This is a genomic window from Microbacterium sp. NPDC078814 (assembly GCF_040702645.1).
GTDB lineage: Bacteria > Actinomycetota > Actinomycetes > Actinomycetales > Microbacteriaceae > Microbacterium.
Genome location: NZ_JBFBLT010000006.1, coordinates 67,649 through 84,505, shown reverse-complemented (window position 1 = coordinate 84,505; position 16,857 = coordinate 67,649). Strand labels below are relative to the sequence as shown.

Below are 16,857 nucleotides of genomic sequence, written 5' to 3'. Positions count from 1 at the left end.
GTGAACTCGCTCCTGGCGCTCGGCGCCCGCGCGGCCACCATGGTCGTCTCCCTCGTCTGCGGTGTGATCACCACCAGGATGATCCTGGGCGAGACCGACGTCGAGCACTACGCGCTCTATACACTGCTCATCACGATTCCATCGCTGCTGACGTTCACGGACCTCGGCAGTGGTGCGGTGCTGGTCAATGCGGTGGCGACCAGCGAAGACGTCCGCACGGACCGCAAGCTGCGCCTTCAGGTGACGTCGGTCGGACGGATCCTGCTGCTCTTCGCCTCCGGCCTCATGATCATCAACACCGTGCTGCTCGTCAGCGGGGGATGGCGCGTGCTGTTCGGGGATGCGGGAGCCATCCCCGGGGCTCCCCTCGCCGCCTTCCTGTGCATCACGCTGTTCAGCCTCACGGTGACCCTCGGCGTGTGGTTCCGGATCCTGCTGGGACAGCGCCGCAACCACCTCGTCATCCTCGTGCAAGGCCTCATCTCCCCCCTCACGCTCGGCGGCGTCTGGCTCCTGCTCACCGTCGGAGGCCGGGCCTTCGACTCCTTCCTCGCACTCGCCTCGTACGGCGCCTCCCTGATCACCGCCGTCATCGGGTTCACCCTGGTGACGCGTTCGACCGCGCCTCTCATCCCCGACGCCCTCCGCGTCCTGTTCCGATGGCGGCGTGTGCCCGGCGTGCGGGTGATGGACGTGGGGTGGCCGATGCTGGCGCAGATGGTCACGTATCCCATCGCCGTCGGCTCGCAGCGGTACGTGCTCGCCCAGTACGGCACGCCGACCGACGTCGCGGAGTACGGTGTCGCAGGCCAGGTGTTCTTCGCGCTCAACGGGTTGGTCATGGCCGCAGGGGTGGCGCTCTGGCCACAGTTCGCGCGGCGGCGGCACCGCGGCGAGCTCACGCGCGGGCCGTATCTGCTGTCCCTCCTCTTCGGCGGTGCTGTGGCCATGGCTACGGCGCTCGTCTGGGTGATCGGTCCCTGGCTGTTCGACTTCATCACGCGCGGCGAATTGGAGGTCCGCCCCTCGACGATCCTCGCGTTCGGCGCCATGATCATGCTGACGGCCGCCGTCTATCCCCTGGGCATGTTCATCATGGACAAACCGGGTATCCGCTTCCAGGTCGTTCCGACGTTGGCGATGGCGGCGCTGAGCATCGTGCTGTCGGTCGTGCTGACACCGCTGCTGGGCATCATCGGGCCGCTGCTCGGCGTAGCGTTCGCGCTGACCGTCTGCCAGCTCATCCCGTACGCCATCTACATCCACCGCCACCGTGGGCGCCTGCTCGCTTCCGACCGCGCCCACGATCCGGCGGCCGAAGACGATCCGGCCTCCGCAGGCCAGCCGGGTTAGCCGGTCCACTCCTCGGCTCGGCGATGCGCGCGCCTCGCCGAGTCGTGGAACGACTCCCCGCGCGCGATCCGCAGCGCCAGATCCTCGTAGTCTTCGGCGACGGCGTCCCACGTGAAATCATCGGCGGCGCGGGTCCGGGCGGCAGCTCCGGCTCTGGCCACGCCGTCCGCGTCGGCCTCGGCGGCGGTGATCGCGGTGGCCGCCTGGGCCGGGTCCGAGAAGTACCAACCATGGCCGTCGAGGACCTCACGGTTGAAGACGACGTCGTACGCGATCACGGCCGTGCCGGCTCCCATGGCGCGCAGGAGCGACGGGTTCGTCCCCCCGACGGAATGACCGTGGAGGTAGGTGAAGGCGTGGTGGTAGAGCGCGTCGAGAAGGTCTTGGTCGTACACCGCGCCGAGGAGGCGGATTCGGTCGTCCGCGGCCGCGAGGTCGTCGATGGCCGCGGTGTAGTCGGCGGCATAGGGGGCGGAGCCCACGACCACGAGGGGCTTCCCGGCCGCAGACGCGGCGTACCCCTCGACGATCTCACGGACATGGTTCTCGGGTTCGAACCGCGCGACCACGAGGTGGTACTCGCCGGGCTCGAGGCCGAGCGCGCGGATGCCGGCCACCGGTGCGTCGTCGAGGAGAGGGGCGCCGTAGCGGATCATCTCGCTGGCCACGCCGAACTGGTGATCGTAGTATTCGGCGATTCCGGGAGCGTCGGCGATGATCGCATCGGCCGTCCGCACGCCGAACGACTCGGCCCAGCGATAGTAGGCCTTTCCACGGGGCCCCCACTTCGAGCGTCGCCACTCGAGTCCGTCCATGTGGAGCGCGACGGGGATGCCCCGGGCGCGCAGCAACGGGAGGAACGGCGAGTTGGCGGCGTTGAAGACGAAAGCTGCGTCGGGACGGGCCCTGGTGACCGCGTGCGCGGTCGACAGCGCGGTGTGGCTGAGCGTCTCGAGCGCTTTGTGCCGTACCGCCGGCAGGGTCACCCTCCGCATGCCCAGGTGTACGTCGCCCGCGGTGCCGGCATCCCGCCCGTACACCAGCACACGGTGTCCCCGGGCGACGAGCCGCCGCCCGACCTCTTCGACGGCCGTCTCGAATCCTCCGTATGCGGCGGGGATTCCGCGCGTGCCGATCAGCGCGATGCGGAGCGAGGGAGAGGGGGACGTCGCGGCGGAGTGCATCGGAACAGTATGCCCGAGCCTTGATCGCCGAGTGCGGGGGCTAATCTGGGGCGGTGTCGTCAGAACCTTCCTCGGACTCATCCCTCGCCTGGGGCTTTCCTGCCGAACAGTCGGTGAGCGCGTGGGAGCGCCGTCACGCGGCAGGTGAGGTGCCGAGCGCCTGGCAGTACGGCTTGGACGGCCTGCGCGCGTTCGCGCCCGTCGACGTGCTCGACCTGCCGGCGCCCGGACGGGTGGCGCGAATGCGGAGCCGCGTCGGCCTCGGCCCGCGCCCGGTCGACGGCCGCGCCTTCACCTGGGACGAGAACGCCGCCTTTCGGATGCAGGTGCGGCGTCCTCGGCGGAGCTTCGCGTCAGGCGTCATCTGGCTGACCGACATGGTGGAGCGGGGCCACGTTCCGCAGCGTCTGATCGAGGTGCTGCAGAGCGCGGACGATCTGTGGGTGCTGAGCCGGGGACAGGTCGAACCGCTCCGGGCAGTGATCGGGGCCGGAGGGCCACGCATCACCGCCGTTCCGTTCGGAGTGGACGCCGACTTCTTCCCGCCGCGGCCCTACCCGGAGCGGCCGCGCATCGTGAGCATCGGCAACGACAGGGATCGTGATCCGCAGACGCTCTTCCGAGCGCTGGAGATCGTCCGGGCGCAGCGGCCCGACGTGGAGGCCGTCGTGCAGACATCGGCGACCGGCGCGCCGGACGGCGTCCGTGTCGTCGAGCGCATGAGCCATCGCGATCTCCGGGACCTGTACGCGACAGCGACAGTGGTGGCGACGGCAACCCGACCGAATCTTCACGTGTCGGGGATGACGGTGACTCTGGAGGCACTCGCGACCGCACGACCGGTCGTGAACACGGACACGCCGGGGATGTCGCAGTACGTCGAGGAGGGAGTGACGGGCCACCTCGCTCCGGTGGGAGACGCCGAGGCGCTGGCCGATCGGCTCCTGTCCCTCCTCTCGAACCCGGCGGAGGCGGCACGGATGGGGCTCGCCGGCCGCGCGGCGGTCGAGTCGTCGTTCACTACGGCGATCATGTGCGCCCATCTCGCGGAGATCCTGGTGCCCACCGCGGATCGCACGGCCATCGGGTCCTGAGGTCGGGTAGCGCTGCGGCGAGTGCTGCGCTATTCTAACGGCGGATGCGTCTTTGGGGGACGCGAGGGGATCCATCATCCGCCGATATTTCGGCATGTGCCTGTGGGGAGGCGCCATGCGAGTCCAGCGACTCGAGGCAATCGAACGCGACGAAGAATCGCGCGCACGTCCATTCCGTCGTCTCGCGATGGGAGTCGTCGCCGTCGTGGTGACCGCGCTCCTCGGCGCGACCATCACCGCACCGGCCGCGCAGGCGGATACAGTGCCGACCGATCCCGCTCTGCCGGCGACGGTGAGCGCTGACCCGCTGCCGACGACGCAGATCAACGGCATCGTCTGGGCTCAGGCGGTGGGCGGCACCAAGGTGTACGCGGGCGGGCAGTTCACGAGCGCGCGCCCGGCGGGAGCGCCGGCCGGCACCAACGAGACGCCGCGATCCAACCTCCTCGCCTACGATCTCGCAACCGGTGTGCTCGACACATCCTTCGCCCCCCAGGTCAACGGCCGCATCCTCGCCGCGGCGGTGTCGCCCGACGGCTCGCGGCTGTACATCGGCGGCGGCTTCACCGCCGTCAACGGTCAGAACCGCTACCGTCTGGCGGCCTTCGACACGGCCACCGGCCAGCTGATCGGCAATTGGACCCCCGGTACCAACACGATCGTGCAGGGCATCGTCGCCACCGATACGACCGTGTACGTCACGGGGGAGTTCTCGAACATCAACAACACCGCACGTACCGGCGTCGCGGCCGTGAGCGCGTCGACCGGTGCCGTGCTCGACTTCAACCCGGTCCTCGCCGGCGGGTACGGCGTCCGCTCCGTCGTGGTGTCCCCCGATGCCTCGAAGGTGGTCATCGCCGGCTCGTTCACGTCCACCAACGGGTCGACCAACCCGGGTCGCGGCATGGCCGCGCTCGACGCCTCCAGCGGAGCCAGCCTCCCCTGGGCGATCAACAGTGTCATCCGCAACGCCGGCACCGGCGCCTCCATCTATTCGCTCGCCTCCGACGGGGACAGCGTCTACGGCAGTGGGTACGACTTCGGAGGATCGAAGACGGAGGACGACTTCGAAGGCGCGTTCCGCGCGCGCTGGAGCGACGGCTCGATGGTGTGGATGGAGGATTGCCACGGCGACACCTATTCGGTGTACCCGACCGGGGGTGTGCTCTACACGGCGGCGCACTCGCATTACTGCGGCAACATCGGAGAGTTCCCGCAGCTCGACCCGTGGAGCTTCAACTTCTCGCTCGCGTTCGACAAGAACCCGTCGGACCGCACCATCACTCCTGACATCTACGGGTACCGCAGCTTCACCGGCAACCCGGCGGCCCGTCTGCTGCACTGGTACCCGACGTGGCAGCCCGGCACGGTGTCCGGCATGAATCAGGCCGCATGGTCGGTCACGGGCGGTGGCGACTACCTCGTCTACGGCGGTGAGTTCACGGCCGTGAGCGGTAGCGCACAACAGGGACTCGTGCGCTTCGCGAAGCCCGGGACGGCGCCGAACAAGATCGGTCCGACCATCAAGGGCGGCGCCTACCAGATCAGCGCTCAGTCTTTCCGCGCGGGGCAGGCACGCGTCGCCTGGTCCGCGAACTACGACGCCGACAACGCCCGCTTGACCTACGAGGTCTTCCGTCGTGACCTCGCGCAGCCGATCCACACGACCACTGCCGACTCCACCTACTGGGTGCGACCGCGGCTCACGTACTCCGACACGGCGGTGACCGCCGGCCAGACATACGAGTACCGGGTCAAGGTGACCGACCCCAACGGGAACACCACGACGTCCGACTGGACGCCGGTGACGATCGCGGCCGCCGGGACCTCGAACACGTACAACGAAGCCGTGCTCTCGTCCTCGCCGAGGTATTACTGGCCCATGAACGAGGCGTCCGGTTCGTCCGCGACCGACTGGATCTCCGGGAACGACCTCACGCTGTCCGGAGGGACGACCCGTGGCCAGGCGGGCCAGGTCGTCGGTGAGACCTCGGCCTCCACGGCCTTCAACGGCACCGACGGCACCTCTGCCAGTTCGGTCTCCGAGGTCGGTCCTGACGAGTTCTCGATCGAGGCATGGTTCCAGACGACCAGCACGAGCGGCGGGAAGATCGTCGGCTTCGGCAACAACGCCAAGGGGCTGTCCGGAAGCTACGACCGGCACCTCTACCTGAGCAATTCGGGGCAGGTCACGTTCGGCGTGTACCCCGGGACTGCGCGGACGCTCACCAGCGGGGCCGGTCTCAACGACGGCAAGTGGCACCACGTGGTCGGCACGATGAACAGCTCGGGCATGGTGCTGTACGTCGACGGCGTGCGGGTGAGCTCGCGCTCCGACACGACGACCGGTCAGAGCTATTCAGGCTACTGGCGCATCGGCGGGGACTCCCAGAGCGGCTGGCCGTCCGCGGGGTCGTCGAACTACCTCAACGCCCGCATCGCGGACGTGGCCGTGTACGGCAGTGCGTTGACCCGTGACGCGGTGGATGCGCACTGGGTGGCTTCTGGGCGCACGTCGTCGCTCCCCGCTGCGCCCGCAGACGCCTACGGCAAAGCCGTGTACGACCTCGACCCGACACTGTACTGGCGCCTCGGCGAGACCAGCGGGACGGTCGCGAAAGACTCGGGCCGCGACGGAAGCACCGGGACGTACCAGACCAGTGGGTCGGCCACGATCCAACGAGGCCAGACCGGAGCGCTGTCCGGCGTCGCGGACCAGGCCATCCGGTTCACGTCCTCGAAGCTGTTCTCCAGCTGGAACAACCGCCAGACGGTGGTGAGCGCGCGGCAGTACCCGTCGCCGAACACCTATTCGATCGAGACCTGGTTCAAGACCACCTCGACGGGCGGCGGCAAGCTGATCGGCTTCGGGAACAGCAACTCCAACAATGCCAATCCCAGTTCGAACTACGACCGGCACATCTACATGAACGGATCGGGACAGCTGAAGTTCGGCGTCTACAACGGGGGGTCATACGTCCTCACGGCGCCGGGCACCTACCGTGACGGGCAGTGGCACCATGTCGTCGCGCAGCAGTCGGCGGCAGGGATGCAGTTGTTCGTGGATGGCGTGGAGGTCGCTTCGAACGCGCAAGCGGGTGCCGACAACTACAACGGCTACTGGCGCGTGGGCGGCGACACCACCTGGGAAGGGGATCCCTTCTGGGTCGGCACGATCGATGAGGCGGCGGTCTACTCAGCGCCCCTGACGGTCAGCCAGGTGTTGCAGCACTATCAGCTCGGCGACACCGGGGAGCTGAACCAGCTGCCGACGGCGCAGTTCACCGCGGCGACCTCGGACCGGTCGGTGGCTTTCGACGCCTCCGCCTCGAGCGACCCTGAGGGTCCGATCGCCGGCTATGCGTGGGACTTCGGCGACGGCCACACCGGAACCGGTGTCGCGCCTACGCACGAGTACGACACGGCCGGCACCTACACGGTCACCCTCACGGTGACCGATGCCGGCGGGCTCGCGTCCACCGTCGCTCATGACGTGACGACGCGGAACCCGAACGTGCCTCCCACCGCCGCGTTCACCGAGAAGGTGGAATTCCTCTCCGTGGCGGTCGACGCATCCGCGAGCGCGGATACGGACGGCACGATCACGGCGTACGCGTGGAATTTCGGCGACGGTGCCTCGGCGACAGGGGCCACGGCGACGCATGACTATGCGGCTTCCGGAACCTACACGGTGTCGCTCACCGTGACCGATGACCGCGGTGCCTCATCGACCGAGACGAAGACGATCGCTGTCGAAGCTCAGAACGTGCCGCCCAAGGCTGTGGCCAACGTGGTGCGCGCCGCGGATGGTATGTCGATCTCCGCCGACGGAAGCGGCTCCACCGACACCGACGGCAGCATCGTGTCGCACGCGTGGGATTTCGGTGACAGCACCACCGCGACGGGAGCGACGGCGACGCACACCTACACGACAGCGGGAACCTACACGGTCACGCTGACGGTCACGGACGACGACGGCGCAACGCATCAGGCGACCGCATCCGTCGCCGTCGCGCCGGCGGCCACGGAAGAGGTCATCGCCCGAGACGCGTTCGAGCGCACGGCGTCGTCCTCGTGGGGCTCCGCCGACGTCGGCGGCGCCTGGACGGTGTCCGGAGGGGCGGCGGCGTTCTCGGCGGGGGATGGCGTGGGACGGATCTCCCTGTCTCCTGCCGCCACGCGAGAGGCTCGCCTCGCCGGGGTCTCGAGCACGTCGACGATTACCTCGTTGACCATCGCCTCGAGCAACGCGACCAACGGCGGAGCCTTCAACCTCACGGTGAACGGTCGTCAGGTCGGCAACGACGTCTACTCGGGACGCGTGAAGATCGAGGCGAGTGGCGCGATCCGTCTCTACCTGCTGCGCAACGAGACGGCGATCGGCAACAGCGTCGTGATCCCCGGTACGTACGTGGCGGGCGAGAAGTTGTCGGCTGTGCTCACGGTACGCGGAACGTCGCCGACCACGCTCGCGCTGAAGGTCTGGCGAACGGGGACGACGGAGCCGGCGAACCCGCAGCTGCAGGGGACGGACTCCACTGCCGCTCTGCAGACAGCGGGTGCGGTCGGCGTGAAGATGGCGATCAGCTCGGTCTCCTCCGTCTCCTCGGTCTTCTCGGTGGACGACTACAAGGTCGTCACCGGGGCCGTGGTCGCTGCGCCCAACCAGATCCCGACAGCATCCTTCGTCTCCTCGACCTCCGCACTCAGTGCAGCTGTCGACGCTGGCGGATCGAGCGACGCGGATGGGACGATCGCGTCCTACGCGTGGACGTTCGGGGATGGCGGTACCGCGACGGGAGTCACGGCATCGCACACGTATGCGGCATCGGGGACGTACGACGTCACCCTGACGGTGACCGACGACGACGGCGGAACGCACTCAGTCACGAAGCCGGTCACTGTGACCGCGCCGGTCACGCCGCCGGACCCCACAGGGCCGACTCCCCTCGCGACGGATGAGTTCGACCGGGCGACGACGGGAGGCTGGGGCAGCGCCGACCTCGGTGGCGCGTGGACGCTGTCGGGAGGAAACGCCGCATTCAGCACGGCAGGCGGAAAGGGCGTCGTGTCCCTCGCGCCGTCGCAGACGCGGGAGGCGCGACTGGCGGTGACCGGTACGAGCACGGTGCTCGATGCCCTCTTCTCGTCGGATGTCGCCTCGACCGGCGGCACCGCGAGCATCACGCTGCTCGGCCGGACCGTTGGGGCATCGACATACTCGGCGCGCGTGCGACTGGAGCCCGCCGGCGTCATCCGGCTGTACCTCCTCCGGAATGAGACGGCGATCGGGAACAGCTACGTTCTGCCGGGCTCCTATGCGCCCGGACAGGTGCTCCACGCCCGCCTCGCGGTCAGTGGTACCGCCCCGACCAGCCTGGCGGCCAAGGTCTGGGTCGAGGGGCAGACCGAGCCTGCGGATTGGCAGCTCACGGGCACGGACGCGGTGGCGGCGATGCAGGTCGCCGGTGGCATCGGGATAAAGACGTCTGTCAGCTCGGCCTCGACGAACACCACCACGCGGCTCTCCTTCGAGCGGTTCGCCGTGGTCGTCCCGCAGTAGCATCGGACAACGGATGAGGGGCGAGGCCGGATGGCCCCGCCCCTCATCCGTTCCCGTCAGCTCCGGGCGTACGCCGGGGTGATCCGGCCGAGGGCGCCGAGAGTGCGCCCCTGGGCGAACCAGATGCGCCGCCGCAGCACGGCCTGTGCGGCACGGTCGCCGCGCGCGCGGGCGAGGACTTCTCGCAGGGAGAAGATCACAAGGCGGGCCACGCCGCCCACGAGGTGGGCGCCGCGAAGGATGATGCGCCGCGCGAGGGAGCCGTCTCGGGTGAGGAGTTCGGTACGCATCTGACCCTGTGAGATGGTCCGCCGTCGCACGAACTCGCGGGTCGTGCGCTCCGCGGGGACCTCGTCGCGGACGATCGAGTCCGCGGATGCGATGATCGCCCCGCCGGCGGCGAGCAGCGATCGCCCGAAGAGCATGTCCTCTCCGCCGGCCAGGCCGAGGCTTGTGTCGAAGTGCACTCCGAGTGACGCGACCTGCGAAGCGTCGATCAGGACATTCCCGGTCGCCAAGGCGTCCAGTCGCTGCCCGTTCCGTCGGCGTCGTCGCCGCATGAACCCACCGGCGACGATCCAGGGGTCGGTGCCCTCGGGCCAGACGTAGTCCACGTACCCCATCACGACGGCGGGACGCCCGTTTCTCGACCATGTCTCCACGAGGGCGTCGAGCCACCCCTCCAGCGGTACGACGTCATCGTCGACCATCGCGACCAGCTCGCCCGGGCGCGCCGCGTCGAGCGCGGCCTGTCGCGCCGCCGCGATCCCCGGGGTGGGTTCAGGGAGGTAGGTGACGTCGAGTTCTGCGGCGACCTCCTCCGCCGAGCGGGCGGGATCGTTGTCCACGAACGCGATGCGCATGCGCTCCGCCGAGGCGCCGGCCCCCGCCCGGATCGCCATGACGAGCGGAGCGAGGAGCTCGGTGCGACGAAAGGTCGTCACGGCGACGAGGAGAGGTCGTTCTTCGGCCTCGGGTCGCGCGGGGTTCATGGACTCAGTATGCCCCGCTCGGCTGCGCCATGACCTTCGCGGTGCGCCACATGATCTGCAGATCGTTCATGACCGACCAGTTCTCCACGTACCGCAGGTCGAGCCGCACGCTCTCGTCCCACGAGAGGTCGCTGCGTCCGGAGACCTGCCACAGACCCGTGATGCCCGGCTTGATGTAGAGGCGGCGGAACACGGTGCCGTCATAGGCCGTGACCTCGCTGGGCAGCGGCGGACGAGGGCCGACGACGCTCATGTCGCCGACGAGCACGTTCCAGAACTGCGGGAGCTCGTCCAGCGACAGCTTGCGCAGCACCTTCCCGACGCGGGTCACGCGCGGGTCGTCCTTCATCTTGAAGAGCAGGCCGGCGCCCTCGTTCTGCTCCTTGAGCGCCGCGAGCTGCTTCTCGGCGTCGGTGCGCATCGAGCGGAACTTCACCATCTTGAATCGGCGGCCGTCCCGTCCCACGCGCTCCTGGAAGAAGAACACCGGGCCAGGCGAGTCGAGCTTGATGAGCGCGCTGAGCACGGGGGTGAGCAGCGCGATCGGGATGAGCGCGACGGTGGCCACGACGATGTCGAGCGCGCGCTTGAGAAGGTGGACCCCGCCCTCGTAGGTCGGGATCTTCACCTGGATCAGCGGCAGGCCGTCGACCTGGCGCAGCGAGATGCGCGGCCCCGCGACGTCCGTCAGACGGCTGGAGAGCACGAGCTCGGCGGCGGTGCCCTCGAGCTGCCAGCTGAGCTGCTTGACGAAGTCGGGGGACCCCTCGGGGCGGCTCGCCACGATGATGGTGTCCGCCCCGAGCTGTGCCGCCGCCGCGGCGACGGTGTCCAGATCGCCCACGACCGGGTAGATGCTCTCCCCGATCCTGAGCGCGCCGGCATTGCGATCCAGCAGCGTCGTCCCCACGACGTGATAGCCGTTCTCCCCGCCCTTCTGCAGGGAGTCGATCACATACTCGACGTCCTCGGTGGCGCCGACCACCAGTGTCCTCGACGCGAACCGACCGGACAGACGCTGCCGCTGCAGCCAGCGGCGCCAGGTCCAGCGGGCGAAGAGGAGACCGAGCATGCCGACCGGGAGGGCGATGAAGAACAGCGGCTGCAGTCCTTCCCACTCCAGGAGCACGCCCGCGATGGCGGTGATGCCGAAGGCGAGTCCCGCCGCGTGCGCGACGCGACGGTACTCCGTGGCCCCGGACCCGAAGATGGCGGCGGCTCGGCTGTTGAGCGCCGACAGCATCAGGTACCAGGCGAGACCCAGCAATGCGGCGTTGCGCACGGCCTCGATCACCGCGACGCCGGAGACCAGCTGGACCATCGCCGTCAGTGCGACCGCGATCAGGATGACAGCCGCATCCGTGATCCGCAGCCGCATCCGATAGCGACGCTCCCACTGGCGGCGTCGTTCGAGCGTCGCCGACACACGCGGCGTGCTCGCCGCAGGCGTCACCGACGCGGTCGCTCGCGGTGCCGTGATCGGCGTGAAACCCGTACGAGCGATGCTCAGAGCATCCTCGACGGAAGTCATGCCGAGGCCCCTTGAGCCGTGAATGTACGCAGATAACCCCAGTGCGCCATCGTTTCCCCAGTTTTCCCCAGACCGTGAACCCCACGTTCACGGACACGTCTGCGTCCCGACCCCTCGGGTCCTGCTGATGCTTCGCGATCCCACATCGTGAAGGTCCTCGTCGTCCCAACCGACGAGGCGTGCAGCAGGCACTGCAGACGTCCAACACTGTAGCGGATCCGCTCGTCGGAGGGAAGCCGTTCCGCCGACTCGGTGAAATCCGTTCCGGAATACCGCACAGCGCCGGGCGGGCGGGGCTTCTCTTTCGCGGTGACCACGCACCAGACACCGAGCGCGCGCTTCCACCTGCGTCCCATGGCACCGCGGGACCCGGGGCAGCCCCACCGCACAGCGAGCCCGTTGGAGCTCTTCTTCGATCTCGTCTTCGTCGTGGCCGTGAGCATCGCCTCGGCCCAGCTGCACCACGCGCTGAGCCACGGGGACTTCCTCCACGGCATCACCTCCTACGCCATGCTCTTCTTCGCGATCTGGTGGGCGTGGATGAACTTCACGTGGTTCGCGACGTCGTTCGACACCGACGACTGGCCGTACCGGATCGCCACGTTCGTCCAGATGGCGGGCGTCCTCATCCTCGCCGCCGGAGTCCCGCAGGCGTTCGACGAGGGGAACTTCACGCTCCCCGTCGTCGGCTACGTGGTGATGCGCGTCGCGATGGTGGCCCAATGGCTGCGCGCCTCGCGGACCGAGGAACCGCTCCGGGGCGTCGCGCTCCGCTACGCGCTCGGGATCGCGGTCGTGCAGGTGCTGTGGATCCTGTTCCTGCTCATCCCGTCCGGGCCGGTCCAGCTCGTCGCGTTCGTCGTGTTCGCGCTCATCGAGGTCGGCGTCCCGGTGTTCGCGGAGCGCCGAGGACAGACGCCGTGGCACCCGCACCACATCACCGAGCGCTACGGTCTCCTCACCCTCATCGTGCTGGGCGAGAGCCTCCTCGCCTCCGCGAATGCGATCATCGACGCGCTCGACGAGGTGGAGGCGCTCGGTCCGCTCCTCGCCATCTCGGCGCTGGCCTTCATCGTCACGGCCGCGCTGTGGTGGATCTACTTCTGGCCGCCCCACCACCGGGCCATCACGACCCTGGGGCGTTCCCTGCGCTACGGCTACACGCACTACTTCGTGTTCGCCGCGGCGGCGGCGTTCTCGGCCGGTGTCGAGGTCGAGCTGGATGTGATGACGGGGGAGAGCCACCTCGCCCCGGTGATCGCCACGTTCACCGTCTCGGTGCCGATCGCCGTCTTCCTGCTGGGGATCTGGTGGATCGCGATCCGCGACAACGCCGACCGCGTCGTCAACTCGGTCATCCCCGTCGGCGCGCTGCTCGTCCTGCTCGATCCGTTCGTGCCGGTGCCCGTGGCGCTGACGGCGACGGTCATGGTGGCGATCGTGATCGTGCTGGTGATCCGGCCGCCCGTTGCTCGGGGAACCGTCGTCACGGACGAGGGATCCGCGGCGTCACACGCTGGCGGCGAAGAGCTCCCGGCACTCGCGGCGCAGGCGCGCGATCGCCTCGCCGTCGCCGCGCAGGTGGCGGATGAGGGCGTGCTGGAGCATGCCGTCCGTGAGCGCGTACGCGAAGAGCGGCGTGAAGCGGCACGGGCGTCCGCAGAGCTCGGAGTAGCGCTCGACCACGCGCCAGATGGCATCCTGCAGGTCGGCCTCGACTTCGGCGATCGTGTCGCCGAAGCCCGACTCGAACAGGGACTGGTTGCGGAGGTCGTACCAGAGCCGGTGCAGGCGGGCGTCGTCGTGCACGCTCCTGGCGAGCTCCTCGGCGGCCCCGGCCGCCAGCTCCTCCGCGGTCTCGGCCCTCTCCAGCACGGCGAGGTAGCGGTCGCCGAGCCCGCCCTTGGATATCCGCACGGCCTCCGCGATGAGGTCGTTCTTGTCGGTGAAGTAGTAGTGCAGCGACCCGTGGGAGAGCTCCGAGTGCTGCGCGATCTCGCGGAGTCCCGTCCGCGCGAACCCCCGCTCGGCGATCGCCTCCAAGGCCGCTTCGGCCAGCGCCCGCCGGCGCAGCGCGAACTTGTCCACCCCTGCGCGTTCCGCGCGCTTGTCCGCTGTCGTCATGCTGTCCCCCGGTCTCGTCCCCTTCGGAATCGGTGCGGGCAATGCTATGGCATCTCGCCCGATCTGGACAGGTGTCCGGGAAAAACTTGACAGGTGCCAAGTGGCATGTTCCACTGGATGCGCCACGGCCGCGCATGTCCCCTGCATGACGGCCGTCTTCGTGGCCGCGCGCGCGATTCCCCCATCGCCCCGGCCCTGCGTTGTCCGCCGAGTTCTTCGAGCGCCAGCGCTGCAGAGCGGAGCGATGTCCCCGCATCCTCCGCTCTGCTCCTGACTCCACAGGAGCCCCAGGGATCACGCATAGCTTCTTGATTGTTCACCCGTCGAGCATGGGGGCAACGCCGCCGACGCTCGAGAGGAGCACATCATGAGCCGCATCCCCGAACCGACCCCCACGCCGCAGGGACCCATGTACGAAGGACGACTGCTGGACCGCGCGGACGAAGAGGTCGTCGACCAGGGCGTCGCCTTCGACCTCCGGACGCTGATGAGCCGTCGCGGGCTGCTGATCGGCGGCGGCCTCGGCCTCGGTGCCGTCGTCCTCGCCGCCTGCGCTCCCGGCGCCACCGGATCGTCGTCGACGACCGCCACCCCCACGCCCAGCGCCACCGGCACGGCGTCGGACACGGTCACGGAGATCCCCGACGAGACCGCCGGCCCCTATCCGGGCGACGGCTCGAACGGTCCGGACGTCCTCGACGAGGCCGGGATCATCCGCCAGGACATCCGCTCGTCCATCGACGGCGGGGCCACGGCCGACGGCGTCCCGCTCTCCTTCGAGCTCCAGATCCTCGACCTCGCGAACGGCGGGGTGCCCTTCGCCGGCGTCGCGGTCTACGCATGGCACTGCAACGCGCAGGGGGAGTACTCGCTGTACTCGTCCGGGCTCGAAGACGTCTCCTATCTGCGCGGGGTGCAGGTCGCCGACGACAACGGCAAGGTGTCCTTCACCTCCGTCTTCCCCGGGTGCTACTCCGGGCGCTGGCCGCACATCCACTTTGAGGTCTATCCGGATGCGACCGCGATCACCGACGCATCGAACGCGATCGCCACGTCCCAGCTCGCGTTGCCCGAGGACGCCTGCAGTGCGGTCTATGCGGAGACGGCGTACTCCGGATCGGCGGACAATCTCGCCCGGATCTCCCTGACCTCCGACAACGTCTTCGGCGACGACGGCGGGGTGTCGCAGCTCGCCACGACGACGGGGAGCGTCACCGGCGGATACACCGCGACCCTCGTGGTCGGCGTCGACACGACGACCACGCCGAGCGCCGGCGCCGCGCCGACGGGTGGCGGTGGTCGTCCCCCCGGAAGCTGAGGTTCTCGGCGCGTGGTTCGTGGATCTGCTAAGCTGATCGTGCAACGTGTGCGTTTCGCCCCCTCTCGGCCGCCTCGTCGCCACTGATCAGGGCCATCCACGGACCACGCACATCGACGCGCGCGGAATCCGCCCTCGGTCTCTTCACGCGCGGAGCGCCACAGCGCGCCCGCCCCACAGCAATGAGCATGAGCATGAGTACCACCACCGTCCCTTCCTCCATCCCTCTCACCTGGAAACAGGCCGACGTCGACGTGCACGTCGCCACCCGCAACGGTGAGTTCGCCGGATTCGTCGAGTTCGACGGATCCGCGCACCGGCTGCGCGACGAGCGCGGCACCGACCTCGGGTCGTTCCCGTCGCTCGACGACGCCTTCCGTGCGCTCGCCGCCGCGCAGCAGCCCGCGCGACCGGCGGCATCGCCGGCCCTCCCTCGGACGCGCGGTCGGCGGCCGCGTCGAGCACGGGCCTGAGTCGTATGCCGCCTCGCGTATGCGAGCGCGGTTAGTGTGGCCACAGCGATCGGCAACCGCCCTTGGCTTCTTCAGCTCAAGGGCTCCCGATCGACAGGAGAGCATCATCTCCCGCACATCCTCCCCGTCCGTCACCGCCACCCTCGGCCCGGTGCGTCAGACCTACGCCGGGAACGCCGAGTTCCCGCCTCTCACCCAGGCGTACCGGGACGTGCAGCAGGTCGTGAAGGAAACCGGGCTCCTGCAGCGCACGCCCGTGTTCTACACGCTGGTCGGCGCGGCGCTGGTCGTCGCGTTCGCCGGCTGCGTCGCGGGCTTCCTCCTCCTCGGGGACAGCTGGTTCCAGCTCCTCATCGCCGCCGCCCTCGGGATCGTCTTCACGCAGGTCGCCTTCCTCGCCCATGAGGCGGCGCACCGTCAGATCCTCTCCACGGGACCGGCGAACTTCCGCCTGGCCCGCGTGCTCGCCGGCATCATCGGCATGAGCTACCACTGGTGGGACTCCAAGCACACCCGGCACCACGGCAACCCGAACCAGGTCGGCAAGGACCCCGACATCCAGGTCGACACCATCTCCTTCCTGGAGGAGGATGCGGCGCAGTCGCGTGGCATCGTCCGGCTCATCACGCGCAAGCAGGGGTGGCTCTTCTTCCCCCTCCTGACGCTCGAGGGGCTCAACCTGCACTACCTCGGCCTGAAGCACCTGATGACGCGGAAGAACGTGAAGGGACGCTGGACCGAACTCGGTCTCATCGTCCTCCGGTTCGCCGTCCTCCTCGTGCCGCTGTTCCTCCTGCTCCCCGTCGGCATGGCGTTCGCGTTCCTGGGCGTGCAGCTCGCGGTCTTCGGCGTCTACATGGGCGCGTCCTTCGCCCCCAACCACAAGGGCATGCCGGTCATCGCCCCCGACGCCAAGCTCGACTTCTTCTCGAAGCAGGTGCGCACGTCGCGCAACATCCGCGGCGGATGGTGGGTGACGGGGCTGATGGGCGGCCTCAACCACCAGGTCGAGCACCACCTGTTCCCGAACATGTCGCGGCTGCACCTGTCGAAGGCACGCGGCATCGTGCGCGACTACTGCGCCGCCAACGGCATCCCGTACACGGAGACGAGCCTCGGGCAGTCGTACGCGATCGTCATCGCCTACCTCAACCGCGTGGGCCTGGCGGCGCGCGACCCGTTCGACTGCCCGGCGGCGGCACAGCTCCGCCGCGCCTGAGCACAC

The 16,857-nt window shown here is 69.0% G+C and carries 10 protein-coding genes and 1 pseudogene; 7 read left to right on the top strand and 4 right to left on the bottom strand.

Annotated features, from left to right (window positions below):
- Positions 1-1,353 carry a lipopolysaccharide biosynthesis protein gene (locus AB0300_RS13165; protein WP_025104613.1) on the top strand — a complete coding sequence of 451 codons (1,353 nt, stop codon included), beginning with the start codon at positions 1-3 and terminating at the stop codon, positions 1,351-1,353.
- Here AB0300_RS13165 and AB0300_RS13160 read toward each other — a convergent pair.
- On the bottom strand, positions 1,350-2,537 hold the full coding sequence (locus tag AB0300_RS13160; RefSeq protein WP_025104612.1) for a DUF1972 domain-containing protein: 1,188 nt from the start codon (positions 2,535-2,537) through the stop codon (positions 1,350-1,352). The two genes, AB0300_RS13165 and AB0300_RS13160, sit on opposite strands and share 4 nt — an antisense overlap.
- 53 nt (positions 2,538-2,590) lie before the next feature.
- On the opposite strand from AB0300_RS13160, the gene AB0300_RS13155 reads away from it, so the two are divergent.
- Together AB0300_RS13155 and AB0300_RS13150 are read left to right on the top strand one after the other, a co-directional pair.
- The gene (locus AB0300_RS13155) at positions 2,591-3,631 is read left to right on the top strand and encodes a glycosyltransferase family 4 protein (protein ID WP_029989670.1); all 1,041 of its coding nucleotides are present in this window, start codon (positions 2,591-2,593) and stop codon (positions 3,629-3,631) included.
- A 187-nt stretch (positions 3,632-3,818) separates the two neighbouring features.
- A complete protein-coding gene (locus AB0300_RS13150; RefSeq protein WP_025104610.1) occupies positions 3,819-9,194 on the top strand; it encodes a PKD domain-containing protein in 5,376 nt (1,791 codons plus the stop codon).
- A gap of 56 nt (positions 9,195-9,250) precedes the next feature.
- Here the strand turns inward: AB0300_RS13150 and AB0300_RS13145 are convergent, their stop codons facing one another.
- Positions 9,251-10,186: a glycosyltransferase gene (locus AB0300_RS13145; protein WP_025104609.1), complete on the bottom strand. Its 936-nt coding sequence runs from the start codon at positions 10,184-10,186 to the stop codon at positions 9,251-9,253.
- A 4-nt stretch (positions 10,187-10,190) separates the two neighbouring features.
- Positions 10,191-11,717: a sugar transferase gene (locus AB0300_RS13140; RefSeq protein WP_025104608.1), complete on the bottom strand. Its 1,527-nt coding sequence runs from the start codon at positions 11,715-11,717 to the stop codon at positions 10,191-10,193.
- Positions 11,718-12,071: 354 nt separating this feature from the next.
- Between AB0300_RS13140 and AB0300_RS13135 the strand changes: the two are divergent.
- Positions 12,072-13,157 (top strand): annotated as a pseudogene (locus tag AB0300_RS13135) (low temperature requirement protein A); the annotation flags it as partial.
- A gap of 69 nt (positions 13,158-13,226) precedes the next feature.
- On the opposite strand, the gene AB0300_RS13130 reads toward AB0300_RS13135, so the two are convergent.
- Entirely contained in the window at positions 13,227-13,841 is a 615-nt protein-coding gene (locus AB0300_RS13130; RefSeq protein WP_025104606.1) for a TetR/AcrR family transcriptional regulator, read from the bottom strand.
- 367 nt (positions 13,842-14,208) lie between these two features.
- Between AB0300_RS13130 and AB0300_RS13125 the strand changes: the two genes are divergently transcribed.
- The 3 genes from AB0300_RS13125 (at position 14,209) to AB0300_RS13115 (ending at position 16,851) form a co-directional block, all read left to right on the top strand.
- Positions 14,209-15,159, top strand: a complete 951-nt coding sequence (locus AB0300_RS13125; RefSeq protein ID WP_366216146.1) for an intradiol ring-cleavage dioxygenase — start codon at positions 14,209-14,211, stop codon at positions 15,157-15,159.
- A 194-nt stretch (positions 15,160-15,353) separates the two neighbouring features.
- Positions 15,354-15,632, top strand: a complete 279-nt coding sequence (locus AB0300_RS13120) for a hypothetical protein (protein ID WP_126893555.1) — start codon at positions 15,354-15,356, stop codon at positions 15,630-15,632.
- Between the two features lie 103 nt (positions 15,633-15,735).
- Positions 15,736-16,851, top strand: coding sequence for an acyl-CoA desaturase (locus AB0300_RS13115; RefSeq protein ID WP_366216237.1), 1,116 nt, complete (start codon positions 15,736-15,738; stop codon positions 16,849-16,851).
- Positions 16,852-16,857 lie beyond the last annotated feature (6 nt).

What these genes read in the sequence shown, in the direction of transcription:
- AB0300_RS13150 (WP_025104610.1), top strand. Translation starts at nt 3,819, where the DNA reads ATGGGAGTCGTCGCCGTCGTGGTGACCGCGCTCCTCGGCGCGACCATC.
- AB0300_RS13160 (WP_025104612.1), bottom strand. Translation starts at nt 2,537, where the DNA reads ATGCACTCCGCCGCGACGTCCCCCTCTCCCTCGCTCCGCATCGCGCTG.
- AB0300_RS13130 (WP_025104606.1), bottom strand. Translation starts at nt 13,841, where the DNA reads ATGACGACAGCGGACAAGCGCGCGGAACGCGCAGGGGTGGACAAGTTC.
- AB0300_RS13120 (WP_126893555.1), top strand. Translation starts at nt 15,354, where the DNA reads ATGAGTACCACCACCGTCCCTTCCTCCATCCCTCTCACCTGGAAACAG.
- AB0300_RS13145 (WP_025104609.1), bottom strand. Translation starts at nt 10,186, where the DNA reads ATGAACCCCGCGCGACCCGAGGCCGAAGAACGACCTCTCCTCGTCGCC.
- AB0300_RS13140 (WP_025104608.1), bottom strand. Translation starts at nt 11,717, where the DNA reads ATGACTTCCGTCGAGGATGCTCTGAGCATCGCTCGTACGGGTTTCACG.
- AB0300_RS13125 (WP_366216146.1), top strand. Translation starts at nt 14,209, where the DNA reads ATGAGCCGCATCCCCGAACCGACCCCCACGCCGCAGGGACCCATGTAC.